This is a genomic window from Bacillus sp. H1a, assembly GCF_000633475.1.
Lineage (GTDB): Bacteria > Bacillota > Bacilli > Bacillales > Bacillaceae_G > Bacillus_A > Bacillus_A paramycoides.
Window position 1 is genome coordinate 25,194 of sequence record NZ_AYMH01000064.1, and the last position, 16,204, is coordinate 41,397.

General features: G+C 32.1%; 13 protein-coding genes and 2 pseudogenes. 5 read left to right on the top strand and 10 right to left on the bottom strand.

Annotated features, from left to right (window positions below; translation table 11 throughout):
• Positions 1 to 5 precede the first annotated feature (5 nt).
• Together U860_RS0125030 and U860_RS0125035 are read right to left on the bottom strand one after the other, a co-directional pair.
• Positions 6 to 1,118, bottom strand: a complete 1,113-nt coding sequence (locus tag U860_RS0125030) for a toxic anion resistance protein (protein WP_025150664.1) — start codon at positions 1,116 to 1,118, stop codon at positions 6 to 8.
• A 324-nt stretch (positions 1,119 to 1,442) separates the two neighbouring features.
• Positions 1,443 to 2,036 (bottom strand): class I SAM-dependent methyltransferase, encoded by a 594-nt coding sequence (locus U860_RS0125035; protein ID WP_025150665.1) that lies wholly within the window; start codon positions 2,034 to 2,036, stop codon positions 1,443 to 1,445.
• Between the two features lie 303 nt (positions 2,037 to 2,339).
• Between U860_RS0125035 and U860_RS36050 the strand changes: the two genes are divergently transcribed.
• A complete protein-coding gene (locus U860_RS36050) occupies positions 2,340 to 2,498 on the top strand; it encodes a hypothetical protein (RefSeq protein ID WP_002085567.1) in 159 nt (52 codons plus the stop codon).
• Positions 2,499 to 2,613: 115 nt separating this feature from the next.
• Here U860_RS36050 and U860_RS0125045 read toward each other — a convergent pair whose 3' ends face one another.
• Together U860_RS0125045 and U860_RS0125050 are read right to left on the bottom strand one after the other, a co-directional pair.
• Positions 2,614 to 3,483, bottom strand: a complete 870-nt coding sequence (locus U860_RS0125045; protein WP_025150666.1) for a sigma-70 family RNA polymerase sigma factor — start codon at positions 3,481 to 3,483, stop codon at positions 2,614 to 2,616.
• Entirely contained in the window at positions 3,461 to 4,771 is a 1,311-nt protein-coding gene (locus U860_RS0125050; protein ID WP_025150667.1) for an FAD-dependent oxidoreductase, read from the bottom strand. Before U860_RS0125050 ends, U860_RS0125045 begins: the two co-directional genes overlap by 23 nt.
• A 253-nt stretch (positions 4,772 to 5,024) precedes the next feature.
• On the opposite strand from U860_RS0125050, the gene U860_RS0125055 reads away from it, so the two are divergent.
• Positions 5,025 to 6,413, top strand: coding sequence for an HD domain-containing protein (locus U860_RS0125055; protein ID WP_025150668.1), 1,389 nt, complete (start codon positions 5,025 to 5,027; stop codon positions 6,411 to 6,413).
• A 112-nt stretch (positions 6,414 to 6,525) separates the two neighbouring features.
• On the opposite strand, the gene ytaF is transcribed toward U860_RS0125055, so the two are convergent.
• Complete coding sequence (ytaF, locus tag U860_RS0125060) at positions 6,526 to 7,185, bottom strand: sporulation membrane protein YtaF (protein WP_025150669.1); 660 nt, start codon at positions 7,183 to 7,185, stop codon at positions 6,526 to 6,528.
• Positions 7,186 to 7,649: 464 nt separating this feature from the next.
• Between ytaF and U860_RS0125065 the strand changes: the two are divergent.
• Positions 7,650 to 8,279, top strand: a pseudogene (locus tag U860_RS0125065) (cupin domain-containing protein).
• Positions 8,280 to 9,136: 857 nt separating this feature from the next.
• Here U860_RS0125065 and U860_RS0125070 read toward each other — a convergent pair.
• Positions 9,137 to 9,751, bottom strand: a complete 615-nt coding sequence (locus U860_RS0125070) for an XRE family transcriptional regulator (protein WP_115610349.1) — start codon at positions 9,749 to 9,751, stop codon at positions 9,137 to 9,139.
• A 56-nt stretch (positions 9,752 to 9,807) separates the two neighbouring features.
• Between U860_RS0125070 and U860_RS0125075 the strand changes: the two genes are divergently transcribed.
• Together U860_RS0125075 and U860_RS36630 are read left to right on the top strand one after the other, a co-directional pair.
• Positions 9,808 to 10,392, top strand: coding sequence for a LysE family transporter (locus U860_RS0125075; protein WP_025150672.1), 585 nt, complete (start codon positions 9,808 to 9,810; stop codon positions 10,390 to 10,392).
• 187 nt (positions 10,393 to 10,579) lie between these two features.
• Positions 10,580 to 10,701: pseudogene (locus U860_RS36630) on the top strand (glycosyltransferase family 2 protein); the annotation flags it as partial.
• A gap of 86 nt (positions 10,702 to 10,787) precedes the next feature.
• Here the strand turns inward: U860_RS36630 and U860_RS0125085 are convergent.
• The 4 genes from U860_RS0125085 to U860_RS0125100 form a co-directional block, all read right to left on the bottom strand.
• Positions 10,788 to 12,584: an ABC transporter ATP-binding protein gene (locus U860_RS0125085; protein WP_025150674.1), complete on the bottom strand. Its 1,797-nt coding sequence runs from the start codon at positions 12,582 to 12,584 to the stop codon at positions 10,788 to 10,790.
• Positions 12,577 to 14,331: an ABC transporter ATP-binding protein gene (locus U860_RS0125090; protein ID WP_025150675.1), complete on the bottom strand. Its 1,755-nt coding sequence runs from the start codon at positions 14,329 to 14,331 to the stop codon at positions 12,577 to 12,579. The genes U860_RS0125085 and U860_RS0125090 overlap by 8 nt, the downstream gene beginning before the upstream one ends.
• A gap of 260 nt (positions 14,332 to 14,591) precedes the next feature.
• Positions 14,592 to 15,188 carry a DUF1349 domain-containing protein gene (locus U860_RS0125095; RefSeq protein ID WP_025150676.1) on the bottom strand — a complete coding sequence of 199 codons (597 nt, stop codon included), beginning with the start codon at positions 15,186 to 15,188 and terminating at the stop codon, positions 14,592 to 14,594.
• Between the two features lie 33 nt (positions 15,189 to 15,221).
• Positions 15,222 to 16,106, bottom strand: a complete 885-nt coding sequence (locus U860_RS0125100) for a GNAT family N-acetyltransferase (protein WP_025150677.1) — start codon at positions 16,104 to 16,106, stop codon at positions 15,222 to 15,224.
• Positions 16,107 to 16,204: the final 98 nt, after the last annotated feature.

The window sequence follows — 16,204 nt, forward strand, 5'->3', positions numbered from 1 at the left end:
ATCTGTTATTTCTTTGGATGTTGTATGAGTTTCTGCTTCATCTCATCATTAAATGTGTCAAGTTCAATTACAAATTTCTTACTAGACTCGATAATACGTTCTGACGATTTCTCAGATGCTTCAATAGCAGCGAATACATTTTGGAATGATTCACGTAATTTATCCATGCTAATGGCAGGATTTTCCAGAAGTTTTGTTGTTTCTTCTGTATTTTGTTTCAATGCTTGAGAATTGCTTAGTACCATTGATTCGATTGCTTCATTTGTCGCATTAACTGCATCGATTGTTTTACGTTGATTTGTTAATGCAAGCTGTATTGCAGCTGAAACAGTTACTACATTTTGTGTCATCGTAATCGCATTACGAATTGCCTCTGTTAACTTTTCATTATTTTTCTTAATAATATCTACAGATGCGATAGATTGTAATAACACACTTTTCGCTTGTTGCATATTACGTGTACGTACAAGTATCTTTTCTAATGCATCGTTTATTAGTGGAATATCCTTTTGACGCTCTGGATTTTGTTTCTCAGCCTCAAGCATTCCAGCAAGTTTTCTACCTAAGTATACTTGTTTATCAAGAGCGTGAATTTTATCATGTGATTGTTCTTTTAACATTTCAAGACCAACAGTATCCTCTTGCAAGTTATCACGGCCAATTAGAAGTGATCTAATAATCTCCTCGATTTGCTTATCTATAGATTGATATTTATGCACGTAATTTTCAAGTGGATTTTTCTTGAACACTTTAAACATAAGTTTCTTCATACCAGTTGCCTTTAATGTGTTCGGATCAAGTTCAGATACCACTTTTCGCAATTCTAACAATGTATTTGGAATTTCTTCATTCTTTCCATTCATCATCGCTGTTACAGGACGTTTTAATGCCGATAGCGTTTGTCCTGCCGCTTGTTGCTCTTTATCACCCAAGTCTCCAAGCTGGGACAATACTTTTGATAAATCTGTATTTTGCTCGCTATTTAACTTTTGTACATAAAGATCCGCTTCTTTATTCAATTCTTCAAGTTCTGCATCTTTTATTACTGTATCAACCACTACTTCTACATTATTATCTTTTACAATCGATACAGGTTCCTTTTTCTCGAGTTCAGTCAACAAAATCGCTCCTTTATTTATATGTGCGAATTTATGTGCACTATATTTCGTCTAATATATCGTATTTCATATACATTTTTCTTGTTTGAAATCGATTTTTCAAGAAATACCTGCTTATGCAGTCATTCCCTGTTTCTTAGTATAAGTATACCTGTTCTCAACATTATTCTCCTCAGACTTAAGACCTAGAGAGCAACATGCTAAAGGCCGATTCTTCATGGATTACCTTTATTAATTCCATTTATCAACTTCCTTAAAATCATACAGTACTCTATTTTTTGACATATGTTATCTTTCAATGTGATAATAATATTAAGCTCACTTCTAATTATTCTTTCGCGCAACAAATGCTCCCTTTTGAAAAGCTAATAACACCGTTTCAAACGTATCATCTTCTTCAATCATCTTTATAAATTCTGCTAGTTCCTCCGCATGAGAAGTTGCATTATCAATAACAAGAAAACCTTTTGGTTCTAACATACGTTTTATATGTTCCCACCACCACATGTATTGCGTGCGCTCTGAATCTAGGAAAATAAAATCAAATGAACGATCTACTTGAGAATCTAAAAATGCCCCAGCCTCTTGATTATGAATATCGATTCGCTGTGTAAGATTTGCCTTTTCAAAATTTTCAAGTGCCTCTCCAACCCGTTCTGAAGAAAGTTCTACAGTTGTAACATTTCCATTTGCTTCATCTACCGCATTTGCTAGCCACAATGTAGAATAACCATTTGAAGTTCCAATTTCTAAAATGTTTTTTGCATTGCACCCCTTTACTAAAACTGATAAAAACTGTCCCATTTCTCGAGAAATATTTCGTAATTTTTCTTCTCGTTTTTCTTTATGTCGATCATGCTCTTCTCCATATTGTTCAAGTTGCAATAATAATGAATCTAGAGTATTCATTTTCTCCATCGCCTTTCCAAGCAATATGATGAAAAAGTTCATGATGCACGTCTACTTTTCATTATATGCGAAATGTAAACCTTTTTCCTGTTATATGACAAATAATTAAATTTTTTATAGCATATTGTTTCGTTTTTTGGTAAAGTTAATTTCTACGTGTAATTATTTCGTTACATTATTTTACAATCAAATTGCAATTATAAAATAATCTATACCCCATTTAAATGAATCGGTATTTCTAATTCAACTAAGCGCCCTTTTCGGACGCATTTTCTTTTGTTTATATATTTCTGTGAGAAAGGATGCTTACACATGAACGTGATTAACTTAGATGCTGCTAGAAGACGTAAACAGCATAAAAAACTAATGATAACTATACCGATTATTAAACGCATTTATGAAGAAGACGGGGAAATTAAATTTGAGGTAGCTGGCGAAAAAGATGTACCTCTTGAAATGTTAGAGAAATAAAGTAAAGCTTTGTCTACCTAGCCTTTTTACTTTCACCAAGTTTTGAGGCTGGAGTCATTTTTCTCACAAATAATGCAGTGAATGAATAAAGACGCGCTTCAACTGAAGTACGTCTTTATTTATTTTTATTTAAATGCATAAGTTTTTCTGGATTAACCATCATATAAATGTTTGAAATTTTCCCATCATGAAATGCAAATGAAAGCACATAAGTCACCTTATTATTTATTTTTACAATGACACCCGGTGCACCATTTACCATTTTGAAATCAACAGCATACTCACCTGGTAACCTTTTTGCAATTCCAAAGAACAAACGTATAATTCTATCTGCAGAATAAATCGGATTTATAGCAGTAGTAACTTTCCCGCCACCATCTGCTTTGAATATCGCATCTGTTTTTAAAACTTCTAACATCCCTTGTGCATCTCCTCGTTGTAATGATTCTACAAATTTTTCAACATAAGTGGCCATTAGTTTCGTACTTAATTTCTGATGCTTCGGTTTATCCAAAATACTCTTTCGTGCACGCTGAAATATCTTCCGGCAATTCGCACTACTCTTACCAACTATTAAGGCTATTTCTTCATAATCATAACCAAAAACTTCTCTTAATATGAATACAACCCTTTCTACTTCAGATAACTGTTGTAAAAGTAAAAGATATGCTGTAGAAAGAGATTCCTTCATTACGAATGACTCAAACGGGTTATCATTTTCTTCCACAAGCGGCTCAGGTAACCACATTCCAATATATACGTTCCGCTTATGTGCCGCGGAACGTAATTTATCAATTGAACGATTAGTTACCATTTTACATAAATAAGCTTTTATATTTTCAACAGACTGACTATCATCCATGTTATTTAATGAAATGAATACGTCATGGACTATATCTTCAGCGTCCATAACACTCCCTAGTATTCGATAAGCTAAAGAAAATAATAAAGGTTTATGCGCTTCATATAATTGCTCCGTTTCCATGTTGAATAGCCTCTCTTTCTAATTGCTTTAAAATGTGTAATGCCGCTCGTTTCCCGCTTGCTACTGCTGCATCAGCTAATACTTCATTGTGCCCAGCCCAATCTCCTGCTACGTATACGCCTGGCATTTCAGGAATTGCAGGCCCCGGATTTTCTCCTCGGCCAATATGCGGAAAATCATGAACAACAGTTATTTTAGGTAAATATTGCTTAACAACAACTTCTCGTTTCCAATTAGGATGTAATAGCTCCATCGTTTTTTCTAACTGTTCTTTATCATTATTAATACTATTTATTACTTCCATAGGATTATGATACTTAATCAAACTTACAACTATCGATCCATCTTCACTTAACTTAGCTGATCTCGATTGGTTCGTAAAAAATACAGGTTGATCTAACCCTAATGCAAATTGATGGGTAGGATTAGGTAATCGTTTCAAACCCATATCTAATGCAGCTGCTGTCACTTGTAACGATTGTTCACCCCATACGTGCAAACTAGTTTTTTCTGCACCTTTTATTATTTTACAAGCTTCTTTCACTGGAATCGTCACGATAACAGCATCAGTTTCGAATATATCATCGTCTAAACAGCGTATTTTTTGTATATCTTCACAATGTTCTATTTCCAAAACATGCTTACTTTCCTGAAATTTAACACCAGCATTTATAGCTATATCTTTTAATTTTGTTATAATTGTCTCCCAACCACCATCTACATAAAAAACTCCTTCTTTCATCGAACGTTGTATTTGTTTTAATACAGACGATGCTAATTGGATGGTAGGAGCAAATGTGTATGTCGTTGTTCGGCATAACGCATAAAATATATTTCGTACCATAGGATCCTGTATTTCTTTTTCTGCCCATACAGAAAGACTCATTTTTGGAATCACACTTATATCCAATTTCCCTAAATGAATCATAAGACGAGAAAATTGTATTTTAGCTGACCATGAAAGTAATGGCGTTGATAAAATGGTACGGAAATCAGTTGGGATTGTATATACCTCATCTTTCCATATTCCGTGTGCTTTCGTGGACGGTATTCCTCCCGAAAGATTCATACCAAGCTCGTTAAATGTTAAGAACGCTTCTCCTCCGCGGTATAAAGCATGTGCTCCAAGATTCATATAGATGCCATTTTTATTTATTGTCATCGCTCTGCCACCAAAACGGCTAGATTTTTCTAATACAACAACTTTTCTTCCTTTTTTCGCTAAATATATAGATGCCGTTAACCCAGCAAGCCCCCCACCAACAATTGCTATATCAAATTTATTCATAAAAAATCCCTCCTTTTCGTTCTACTTACAAGACGAACGATGATGGAAGGATGTGACATAAAAATGCATTTTTATATTATCCACTTTATTTATTATCCGATTATATTGTTTTCGAAATAACTTAATAGTAAACAAAGTATCTTCTTTTACTTTTAAAGCATTACATTCTTTTATAATTTCATTGCCATTTTCAAAGGTCTTTATCATATTATATAGAATTATTATTAGAAATAACTTTAAGGGATGGATTTATATGAATGAGGTTTTATTACAAAAGGCAAATTATCTACAACCTGAAGAATTAAGGCTAATGAAAAAAGCTATACAGTTTGCCAAGCAAGCACATGATGGACAATACCGTCAAACAGGAGAACCATATATTATTCACCCTTTTGCTATTACAGAAATTTTATTACATTATAAAGCTGATGCTACAACTTTGATTGCTGCATTATTACATGATGTCGTAGAAGACACCAATCATTCTTTAGAAGAAGTGGAGTCGCATTTTGGTACGACCATTCGATATATTGTAGATGGGTTAACCAAAGTAAATAAACAACAAAATCCAGAGAAAGCATTATACGAAGCAACTAATTTTAAAAAGTTATTACTAGCTTCTCAACAAGACATACGTGTTAGCATTATTAAAGTTATAGATCGTCTTCATAACATAAAAACTTTGGGTGTAAAAAAACCAGCGAAACAAGTAGCTTATGCAAATGAAACATTAACATTATTTGCACCACTTGCAAAGCGATTAGGTTTATACGATATCCAGCATGAATTGGAAAATCTAGCTTTCAAACATCTCCATAAAGAGCGATATGAAAACATGCGAAACTTTTTAAATGGCTACGTAAAACAAATTCAACAAAATATAGTCGAATTAAATAGAGGTATTAATAACTTTTATGATACTAACCTTTCATTTGAATTACATTATAATTTCACCCCCATTTATTCTGCTTACTCGCAACTTCAAGAGGCACAAGACATATCGAAAGTTTCTCAAATATATATCACAACTTCAAGTGTGCTTGATTGCTATAAAATCCTTGGAATGATTCATCAATTATATAAGCCTAATATAAAATCCTTCGAAGATAATATAGCGCTTGAAAATAACCATTTCAACTCTAATTTAAAAACTAAAATTACTATTAATGATGTTGAACAAGTAATTATTATTCAAACACGATTGGCAAAGAGGATAAATAATAGTGGCGTTTTTTATTTATTAAATAATTTCGATAATGATATCAAAAAGATTTCATATAGCATACTTGATGATACAATTTTTAATAACCATTTATTAACGAAAGATCCTTTCATCTTTCATGACCTAGTCTCATATGAGCTATTTGAAAATACTATTACTACTTATACCACTAACTTAAGGCCCATTTATTTGCCTGAAGGTTCTACAATTATTGATTTTACATTTGCTGCTTTTCCTGAAAAAGCACATTATATGTACAGTACTAAATTAAACGGTAATCCCGTTTCAATTAATACGGAATTATCTCATTTAGATGTAGTTGAAAGCTATTTCAATACAAATCAAAACGTATCAATAGACTGGCTAAATTATGTTCATACAGCTAAAGCTCAATTAATGATTGAACAGAAATTATCGTAAAGAAAAAAGCAATGCCCTCTAATAAAGGAAGCGTTGCTTTTTTTATGGCTGTTTTTAATTTTGCACTTCAAATCCGAAACCGTTATAGTAAAATTGCTAGTTTTTTATCCTACTAATCTAAAAATGCAGTAAAAGCAATAATAACTAATAAAACACCACTAATAAGCGTCCCAAACTGTCCAATCGTGAACTTTCCAATTCTTACATTTGCTACTTTTTCTCCTAGTACTACGCCTGCCCACACAGTTATAAAGCTAGCTATTGATGCAGCTAAACAAATTGCAATAGGTGATAATCCTAATAAACCAGCACCTAATCCATTTGTAAGAGCATTTGCTGAAAGAGCGACACCAAGGAAAAGAGATTCAACAAACCCAATACTTCCAGACTTATCAATATCTGCCTTCGTTGGATCTTTCATAATTGTTTTCAGACTTCCGGAGACACCATCTTTATTTGAAGTTTCTCCCTCTACTTCTCTTATAGATGCCACTTCTTTATTTTGTCTTGGCATGGCGAGTAACATAATACGAATACCAATAATCACTAACAGTAATGAACCAACGATCACCGGAAATATTCCTGGCAATACTTTAGATAGCCAGACACCAAAATAAATTCCTGCTGCACTAAAAAGAAAGCAAATGACAGAAATAATAAAGTTTGAGAAGGCATTTATTCGAATACCACGTATTCCATATGAAATACCTACACCAAAATTATCAATGCTTGAAGATATCGTAAGTGCTAGTATCATCATCCATGCCATTATAATCAACCTCATTTCACAATTGATATATATTTCTCTTGAAGCTTGGCTTTTAACAGCATTTCAAATCACCTAGTTTTATTCTCAGTATTAATACAACTCTTCACTTCCTTTTCAATATTTTCTTGTTCGCTCTTAATTCCTTTACTTCATATAAGATTTTTTATTTAGCACCGTATTTAATTAGATAACTAGCGTATTTGGAATATTTTTTTGCACAAGAGAAATTCTTTTTAGATAAAGCAACTAAAACCATATTATGTGAATATAAAATGAAGTATGTTAACATTATTTTTGTTTTTTGCTAATTTGTTGATTATTTATTGCAAATTAATCTAATGTTTGATTTTATTTGTTGGATAAATTATTGAAGATTCATTGTGATAACTACAAATGCACACTCCAAAAACTAGACTCATATCCTAATTTTGTACAATGACTTTCAAATAGAAAGGCAGGTAATACAATTGACTTCTAATGTCGACTACACTTCCCCATCAACCAATTTCACTCATGATTTAAGTAAAAGTAATTTTTTTTAAAAAGATGCTCAAAATTATATAAACGTACTTAGCATTAAACAGTTAAATACATTAGCAAACACTTCTTTGTTAGATATTTATTTAAGTACAGGTAATGTTGTAGAACCACACATTCATCAAAATGCAGCTGAACTCGTGTATTGTATTTTAGGGTCCGCTGTCGTTTCGTTACTTAATCCGTTTACGAATCAAATTTTAAACTTATCTATAAAGCCAGGGCAAGTTGCAAATGTCCCGCAAGCTTGGTGGCATTATGAGATCGCAACAACTGATAACACACATTTATTAGCTATTTTTGATGCCCCTACCCCTGAAGTTATTTTTGGATCTGATATTTTAAGATTAACCCCAGCTAATATGATGGCTCATACTTATTGTCTCGATGAACAGCAATGGAAGCAAGCAATATCGCCTATTCAATCCACTACAGTAATTGGACCTCCCGCAAACTGTAATCAAAACCGAGGTATGATAAACCAATCAACCCCCTCTACTCAACAACAAAATTTATATTACCAAGATTCATATTATTTTCCCCTTTACTGGGGATATTAATTTATACATTTTCAAAAAACACCATTTATCTCCTCGGAAAATACCTAGGAGATTTTTATTGTATATCTTCTTTTCTTATTCTTTATCGTAACAATTAATAGAGTACATACATATAATATTTATATATTATATTGGAGGTGAAAGTGCTATGAGTAATTATAACTATCGAAAAAACAACTCTCATAATAAAACTAGTAGCTCTTCAGCATCCTCTCAAACTTCGAATTCTCAATCTTCCAATTCCCAATCGCAAAGTGATTTAGCTCAACAAGGCTATGTAAAGAAAAAAGGATGTAATTGTAATAAAAACAAATAGTATATAGCTTATACAAACCGACTTTATCGCATCCCTTAAATGAAAGACTTTCCTGATAAATAGTATAATTTTTCAAAAGATGAATTCTGTAGGGAACAGGATTCATCTTTTTTATTATAATGATAAATAAATTCAAGTGTATTGTAAAAATCCAAATTTTAATTTTTCTTCTATATCCAATAATTTCTCAATTTCATTATCCACATTAATTATTAAAAAAATTAATAATATACTTTCCTACCAACAAAAGATTCCCTTATAACAATAGTAGAAACTATCTATACTAAATATTCCGTATAAACATTATCAATTTACTCCATCCCTTACCGATGTTACATTAAATGTGAAGACAGTTTCTCTTTTACTAATCATCTCTCAATTTGTATTCGAGAAACATTCTCCGATCCTATACGCGAGAGCAATACTTTGTTGACACTCAAACGAGTGTCTTTTTTTTATAATTTGTCACAAAATAAAAACCATCCTATATAGATGGTTTTATACTTACGAATCTCATTATAATTTTTATGTAAATACCATTTTATGAAACTGGATAATATATTGTCATACTCAACCGCGTTAGAATGTCTCCTGAATTATAATAACTATGTTGTCTATCCGCTTTAAACCTAATTGAATCTCCACTATTTAATTTATATTGGCAATCATTTACTTCAATTGTCAATTCACCATCAAACACCGTTATAAATTCTTCAGTTCCTTCTTTATGCGCTTCAGAACTTAACTTTCCTTCAGTGTCAATTTCAACAGTATAGATTTCAAAATGTCTATCATCTTGAAAAGGAAATGATGGATAAACTTTATATCTCCCATTGCCTTCAAATAATACTTGAACATCATTTCGTAAAACAACTTTCGTATCTGGCTGTGGGTTATTGATTAAAGAAGTAAAAGAAACTTTCAGTCCATTAGCAATTTTCCAAATCGTTGTAAGTGTCGGACTAGATTCTCCCCTTTCAATTTGTCCGATCATCGTTTTACTTACACCACTTAATTGTGAAACTTTTTCTAAACTCAGCTTTTCTTTCTCTCGAATAGCTTTTAAATTTTTTGCAAGGATAAGTTGAATTTCCTCCATAAAAAACACCCCTATATCATATACAATATAACGTCCGTTATGTATAATAAAAAGCACACGTTATATTGTTCTTTTCGGTCATTATAACATACAAATTACAGGGAGGTTTTGAAATGTCTATATTTTCTTTTTTAATATTCGTCTTTATTAGCAGCTTCACACCAGGCCCTAACAATTTTTTAGCTATGACATACGCCAACCAACATAGGTTAAAAAGAAGCATTAAATTTTGTTTAGGAGTGGCTTTCGGTTTTTTCATCATCACTTCTTTATGTAGTTTCTTTAATATCGTACTTATAAACATTTTGCCAATAATTGAATTCCCTTTAAAATTTTTAGGTGTAGCTTATATGCTGTATTTAGCTTTTAAAATACTCACTAGTAAAAGCAACATAGATACAAAGAAAAAAAGTTATAAAAGTTTATTTTTAGTAGGAATTGCACTTCAATTCGTTAACCCAAAAGGAATTTTATTCGGACTGACTGTAGTATCAACTTTTATTCTCCCTTACTACAATTCATATTCTAGTTACCTTCTTTTTTCATTATTTTTAGGTGTAGTCGGTTTAATGAGTACGTTTAGTTGGTGCCTATTCGGTTCGCTATTCCAAAAACTTTTATTAAAACATAACCAATTATTTAACATCATTATGGCAATTTTATTAGTTTTAAGTGCTATTTCAATTATTATCAACTAGGTCCATAGCTATGCTAATTTTTAACTGTAGATCCTCTCACCTATCCTTTTTACTTTTGAAGTCGTAAGGTGGGCGCCTTCTAGCAACAAAATCCGCACCATATCATACTAAATAAGAAGAGTTTTATATAAGGAGGAGGTTTTCATTAAGGCTACTTTGATTTCTCATTTTTATAATGAAGAATATTTATTTGACAACACTTGAAAAATTAGAAAAAAACTATAAATACTATGCAACCTTAACTACTGATCTTCGATTAATCCAGAATACCAAACTGTATTTTCCGATTTATGTTTTCCTAACAATTAATACTACCAAAAGATTAGAAATCCATACTTGTATAATTAAAAATGCGGTTTCTCTTTTACGAGAAACCGCATTACATCAATATTTGGTTAAATTTTAAACTGACTAGTATACAAATCGAAGTAAAATCCTCTATCTTCCATTAGAGATTCATGATTCCCTCTTTCAAAAATACTACCATCTTTAATAACGAGTATTTGATCTGCTTTTTCAATGGTTTTAAGTCGATGAGCGATTACAAAACTTGTTCTCCCTCTCATTAAATTATTTAATCCTGCTTGAATTTGCAATTCTGTTCTCGTATCAATATTAGATGTTGCTTCATCGAGAATTAATATATCTGCATCAGCTAAAATCGCTCTCGCAATTGCAAGGAGTTGTTTTTGTCCTTGACTTAAATTCGATCCTTCTGAAGCAATTTCTGTTTCATATTGATTTGGCAAATGCTTAATAAAAGAATGAGCTGAAGCTGCTTTAGCTGCTGCAATTACTTCTTCATCACTTGCATTTAAACGTCCATAACGAATGTTATCCATTATTGTTCCTGCAAATAAATACGTATCTTGTAAAACAACCCCTATTTTACTTCGCAAAGAATTAATATCATAATTCTTTATATCTTTTCCATCAATGTTAATTTGTCCTTTTTGAATATCATAAAAGCGAGTTAACAAATTAATAATTGTTGTTTTTCCTGATCCAGTTGGACCAACTAAAGCGATTGTCTCACCAGGTTTTGCCTCAAGACTCACATCTTTTAAAATCGTTTTATTTTCCGCATACCCAAATGAAACTTTCTCAAGCACTACATTTCCTTGCAATTTTTGTACAACTAATGCATCTTTTTTATTTTGAATTTCTGGTACTTCATCCATAATTTCAAAGACGCGTTCTCCTCCAGCAACTGCAGCTTGAATTGTATTCATTAAAGTTGCAAATTGACTAAGAGGTCTTGAAAATTGACGAGAATAGTTAATAAAGGCCGCAATAACACCTACTGTTGTCATACCATTTAAAACCATAACGGATCCAGCACCAATTACAAGCCCCATTCCTAAGTTATTAATAAAGTTCATGCTTGGAAAAATAAAAGCTGAAAACGTATCAGATTTTGTAGCTGAAACTCTTAGCTGTTCATTTATCTTATTAAAATTCTGTACTGTTTCTTTTTCTTTTCCGTACAATGTTGTAACGTCTGCACCTGTAATAGCTTCCTCGATAAATCCGTTTAATTCACCTAAATCTTTTTGACGCTTCGCAAAGTTTTTACCACTATATGCAACTAGTTTTTTTGTAACGAAAAACATAATTGGCACTGTAATTAAAGTTACAATTGCTAAAATCCAATCTAATGAAAACATCGCAATCGTTACACCTATAAATGTTAACGCTGATGAAATAATCTGTACAACACTTTGTGTCAAAGCTTGATTTAAATTATCAATATCGTTTGTCACTCGACTCATTAAATCACCTTGAGAACGAATATCAAAGAATCGTAGCGAAAGTGTTTGGATTTTCTCAAAAATATCTTGTCGTATTTTTTGTATTGTTTTTAATGCAACATTAATCATTACAAACGTTTGTAGCCATGTTAAAAGCACCGTTATACCATAAATTGCGATAAGTAGCATACACATTCTCGCAGTACCACTTAAATCTTTTGGCACAATGTATTGGTCAATAATTACTCCCATATAATACGGACCTAATAATCCGAGTAATGTAGTAACAAATACTAGAAAAATAACGAACATAAGTGAGGCTTTTTGATACCCCATATAGTTCCATATCCGCATTACAGTTCCTCTAGTATTCTGCGCTTTTCCCATCTTCGGTGCGTTACGTCCACCTTTATTAGCAAATTGTCCTTGAAAATTACGCATTTTCTTTCCCGCCTTCTTTCTGTATATTGCCACCTTGGGAAAGATAAGTTTCCTGATAGACTTCACATTGTTCTAACAGTTGTTCATGTGTACCATTTCCAACTAATTCACCGTTATCTAGTACAAGAATTTTATCGGCATCCATTATAGAAGAGATTTTGGATGCAATTAATAATATCGTTGTTCCTTTATACTCTGTTCTTAATGCTTCTTGTATGTTTGCCTCGGATTTTGCGTCAACTGCTGATGTAGAATCATCTAATATAAGAATTGACGGCTTTCTCACAAGCGCTCTTGCAATGGATAAGCGTTGTTTTTGACCACCAGATAAATTCGTTGCACCTTGTGTTAAGTTATATTGATAAGAGTCCTCTAGCTTATTAATAAACTCAGTCGCACAGGCAGATGAAGCAGCTATTTCTAATTCATCATGTGAGGCATTTTCTTTGCCATAACGCATATTCTCTTCTATACTCCCGGAGAACAACACTGCCTTTTGAGGTACAAAGCCGATTGATGCGCGAAGTTTTTGGAGATCATATGTTTTTACATTTATACCATCAATACATATTTCTCCTTGATCAACATCATAAAGACGTGGTAGTAACTTTGCTAATGTAGACTTACCGCTTCCTGTAGAACCGATAATCCCTACCTTTTCACCTTTACGAACATTAAATGAAATATCCTTTAAAACATATTCATTATTTTTTGTGTAGCTATAGCTAACATGATTAAACTCAATACTTCCTTCTACATGCTCTGTGTCAAATGCATTTGTTTCACTTACAATGTCCACTTCAGTATCTAAAACTTGCTGTACACGATCCGCAGATGGAAAAGCACGTGCAATTTGAATAAATACCATACTAATAGACATAAGTGACATTAAAATGATATTTAAATAGTTAATAAAAGCTAAAATAGCCCCTACTTGGAGTGTACCATTAAATACTTTTTCTCCACCTATCCATAAAGTTACAACAATCCCGCCATTTACAACTAGCATAATAATCGGCATCATTAACGAAATGAGCTGCACAGCTCGAATATTTATCTTCGTTAAGTTTTTGTTAACATTTCCAAACTGTGAGATTTCATATTTCTGTCTTACATACGCTTTTATAACACGTACTCCAGATAAATTTTCTTGTAACTTTGTATTTACTTTATCCAATGCTTCTTGCACCTTTTTAAACGATCCGCTCGCTTGACTCGCAATGAGTACAATCGCAATTAATAAAATCGGTACAACTACAAGTAAAATAGGAAATAACTCTCTCGCTGTTACAAAAACAATAATTATACTACCAATAAACAATAACGGACCACGAACAAGGACACGTAACATCATAGTCATCGCTGATTGAATTGATGTAATATCATTTGTTACGATTGTTAATAATTTACCTGTTCCGAATGAATCACGATTTTTACTAGAAAATGTTTCAATTTTTGTAAACACTTCTTTTCTTATATCTGTAGCAAAATTAACAGCTGCTTTTGTAGAATACATCATACAGCCAAGCCCACCAATTAATCCAAGCGCCGCCGCCCCTATCATTAGAAGCCCCATTTTTATTACATAATTCAGATCCCGATTTGCAATGCCAACATCAATAATATGCTGCATTATAGTCGGTTGAATTAGGTCCATCGCAACTTCCAGTACCATAAATAATGGTCCAATAATAGCGAAGAACATGTATGGTCTTAAATATTGTAATAACTTGCGGAATGATTTCATACATAATCTCCTTTTTTATGAAATTATTATTGTATAATTCAAATCCCTCCTTCTTTAAGTCATATAGACTGTTATTTCCTTACTATTTCTAGTTTATTATGCAAATTAATATTTAACATTATTAAATGATAAGTATTAAATCATTTTTAGTCAATAAAACGGAACTTTATTCCACAGAGGATTTTTACTGCAGTTGATACAATTAATCTTTAAATTAATAAAAACCGCATTCTCATTTAATAAGAATGCGGTTTTCCCATCTATAGTTCTTCAATTGTAAAATCGAAAAACTCTGTCTCGAATCCATTATTTTTAGAAGGACTACAAGTATAAAAACCTATTTTAACAGGTACATTACCTAAGTCTTCCATCAGATGGGCGATTCTTATTTGTTCCCATTGCTGATTCGTTTTCACATATATCGTATAATCACTAAGTTTTCGAATAATTCGAAAACTTAGTTGTTTCCTCGCAAACTCATTTGGATAGTCTTGCGTTGACCAATCAGAATATCCATTATTCGTTACGACAGCCCCTAGATGAGATGGACCTTCAGGAATATATTCTAAAGATGTTTTTAACCAACAGTTTTCCGAAATCATAACAAAAAGACCTGCTTGATCGTATATCGCATTTGGATTCATGCGCAATTGAACTTCAGCCTGAAAATCTGTCATTATCTCATCATAAAATACATGGCCATTCATTACTTCAAAACCATAATGTGTTTTCAGCCAAAAATCTGTTTCTTCTTTCGAATGGACTATGAATGTATGATTGTCTTCCAGTTTGGCGTATTTAGGTGTGTTCATTACAGTAAGTTGCTCAATATGATTTGGTATATATGATGTTTTCATAATTCCTCCATAAAAAAGCGTTTGAATTACTATTTAAAACTCCGTTAAGACCGGGAATTTATAACCTTTAAAATCTAGCTCTTTATTACTTCGAACCATTAAATATTTACTAGATTGTAATTCTGTTAATTGCACATCATCAATTCCTAATTGATCTGGGTAAAAATAAAATTCAATCTCCTTAAACGATTCAGAAATTTCCTCGCATAACTCATCTAAAATTGGAAGTACCAGAGCAAATACTCCAAATAATTTTAGCTTTTCATTTTCTACTTCATAAACGATCATTGTATCTAGTTTCTTAGAATAATACAGTTTTTCATTCCATTTCGAATCATACATATTCAAATAAAAAGAAGGTTGGTAGTTTAATGTTGAAAACATATTAGAAAGCCTTTGACTATTAGCAATGGTTTCACTTATTAATTGTCTATCCTCTTCATTATAAAAATCTAACTTTCTAAGCAAAGAATCTTTATTATTTTTTTTATCGTATGGTACAGTCATCAAATATTCCTGCACAATTTGAAAACCAAATGATGTATATAGTTTCGGATTTTCAGTAAACAAGAGAATACATTCACATTGCTTATCTATTTCTTCTATCAACTTATTAAGCAATTGTGTCATAAGTCCTCGTCTACGAAAATCCGGATGTGTCATTACTGATTGAATACCGGCTGCACTTATTTTTTCACCATTAATTAGTAGTGGAAGTGAAAATGCCGCAGCATTTGCAATCACATTATCATCTTGTAAAAATGATAATGCTTTGTATGTATAATCCCAATATCCTTTCGCTGAAAAATCATGCCATGTTTGACTTGTAATCCCAAACACTTCTTCAAATAAAGGAAATAACTGCTCCCTTTTCGGTTCTTCTAATAGAAGATTTGCAAAATTATCAACATTCCCCATGTTGTCCCTCCATACATCAATTCCATTAAATTAAATATACTTATATGACCTACTCCTAGAATAATAGGCCTTTCAAATCAATATAGTATCATAAAATA

Excerpts from the sequence above, each read along its gene's own strand:
- U860_RS0125095 (WP_025150676.1), bottom strand. The coding sequence starts at position 15,188 with ATGAAAACATCATATATACCAAATCATATTGAGCAACTTACTGTAATG.
- U860_RS36050 (WP_002085567.1), top strand. The coding sequence starts at position 2,340 with ATGAACGTGATTAACTTAGATGCTGCTAGAAGACGTAAACAGCATAAA.
- U860_RS0125055 (WP_025150668.1), top strand. The coding sequence starts at position 5,025 with ATGAATGAGGTTTTATTACAAAAGGCAAATTATCTACAACCTGAAGAA.
- U860_RS0125100 (WP_025150677.1), bottom strand. The coding sequence starts at position 16,106 with ATGGGGAATGTTGATAATTTTGCAAATCTTCTATTAGAAGAACCGAAA.
- U860_RS0125090 (WP_025150675.1), bottom strand. The coding sequence starts at position 14,331 with ATGAAATCATTCCGCAAGTTATTACAATATTTAAGACCATACATGTTC.
- U860_RS0125075 (WP_025150672.1), top strand. The coding sequence starts at position 9,808 with ATGTCTATATTTTCTTTTTTAATATTCGTCTTTATTAGCAGCTTCACA.
- U860_RS0125045 (WP_025150666.1), bottom strand. The coding sequence starts at position 3,483 with ATGGAAACGGAGCAATTATATGAAGCGCATAAACCTTTATTATTTTCT.
- U860_RS0125050 (WP_025150667.1), bottom strand. The coding sequence starts at position 4,771 with ATGAATAAATTTGATATAGCAATTGTTGGTGGGGGGCTTGCTGGGTTA.
- U860_RS0125085 (WP_025150674.1), bottom strand. The coding sequence starts at position 12,584 with ATGCGTAATTTTCAAGGACAATTTGCTAATAAAGGTGGACGTAACGCA.
- U860_RS0125035 (WP_025150665.1), bottom strand. The coding sequence starts at position 2,036 with ATGGAGAAAATGAATACTCTAGATTCATTATTATTGCAACTTGAACAA.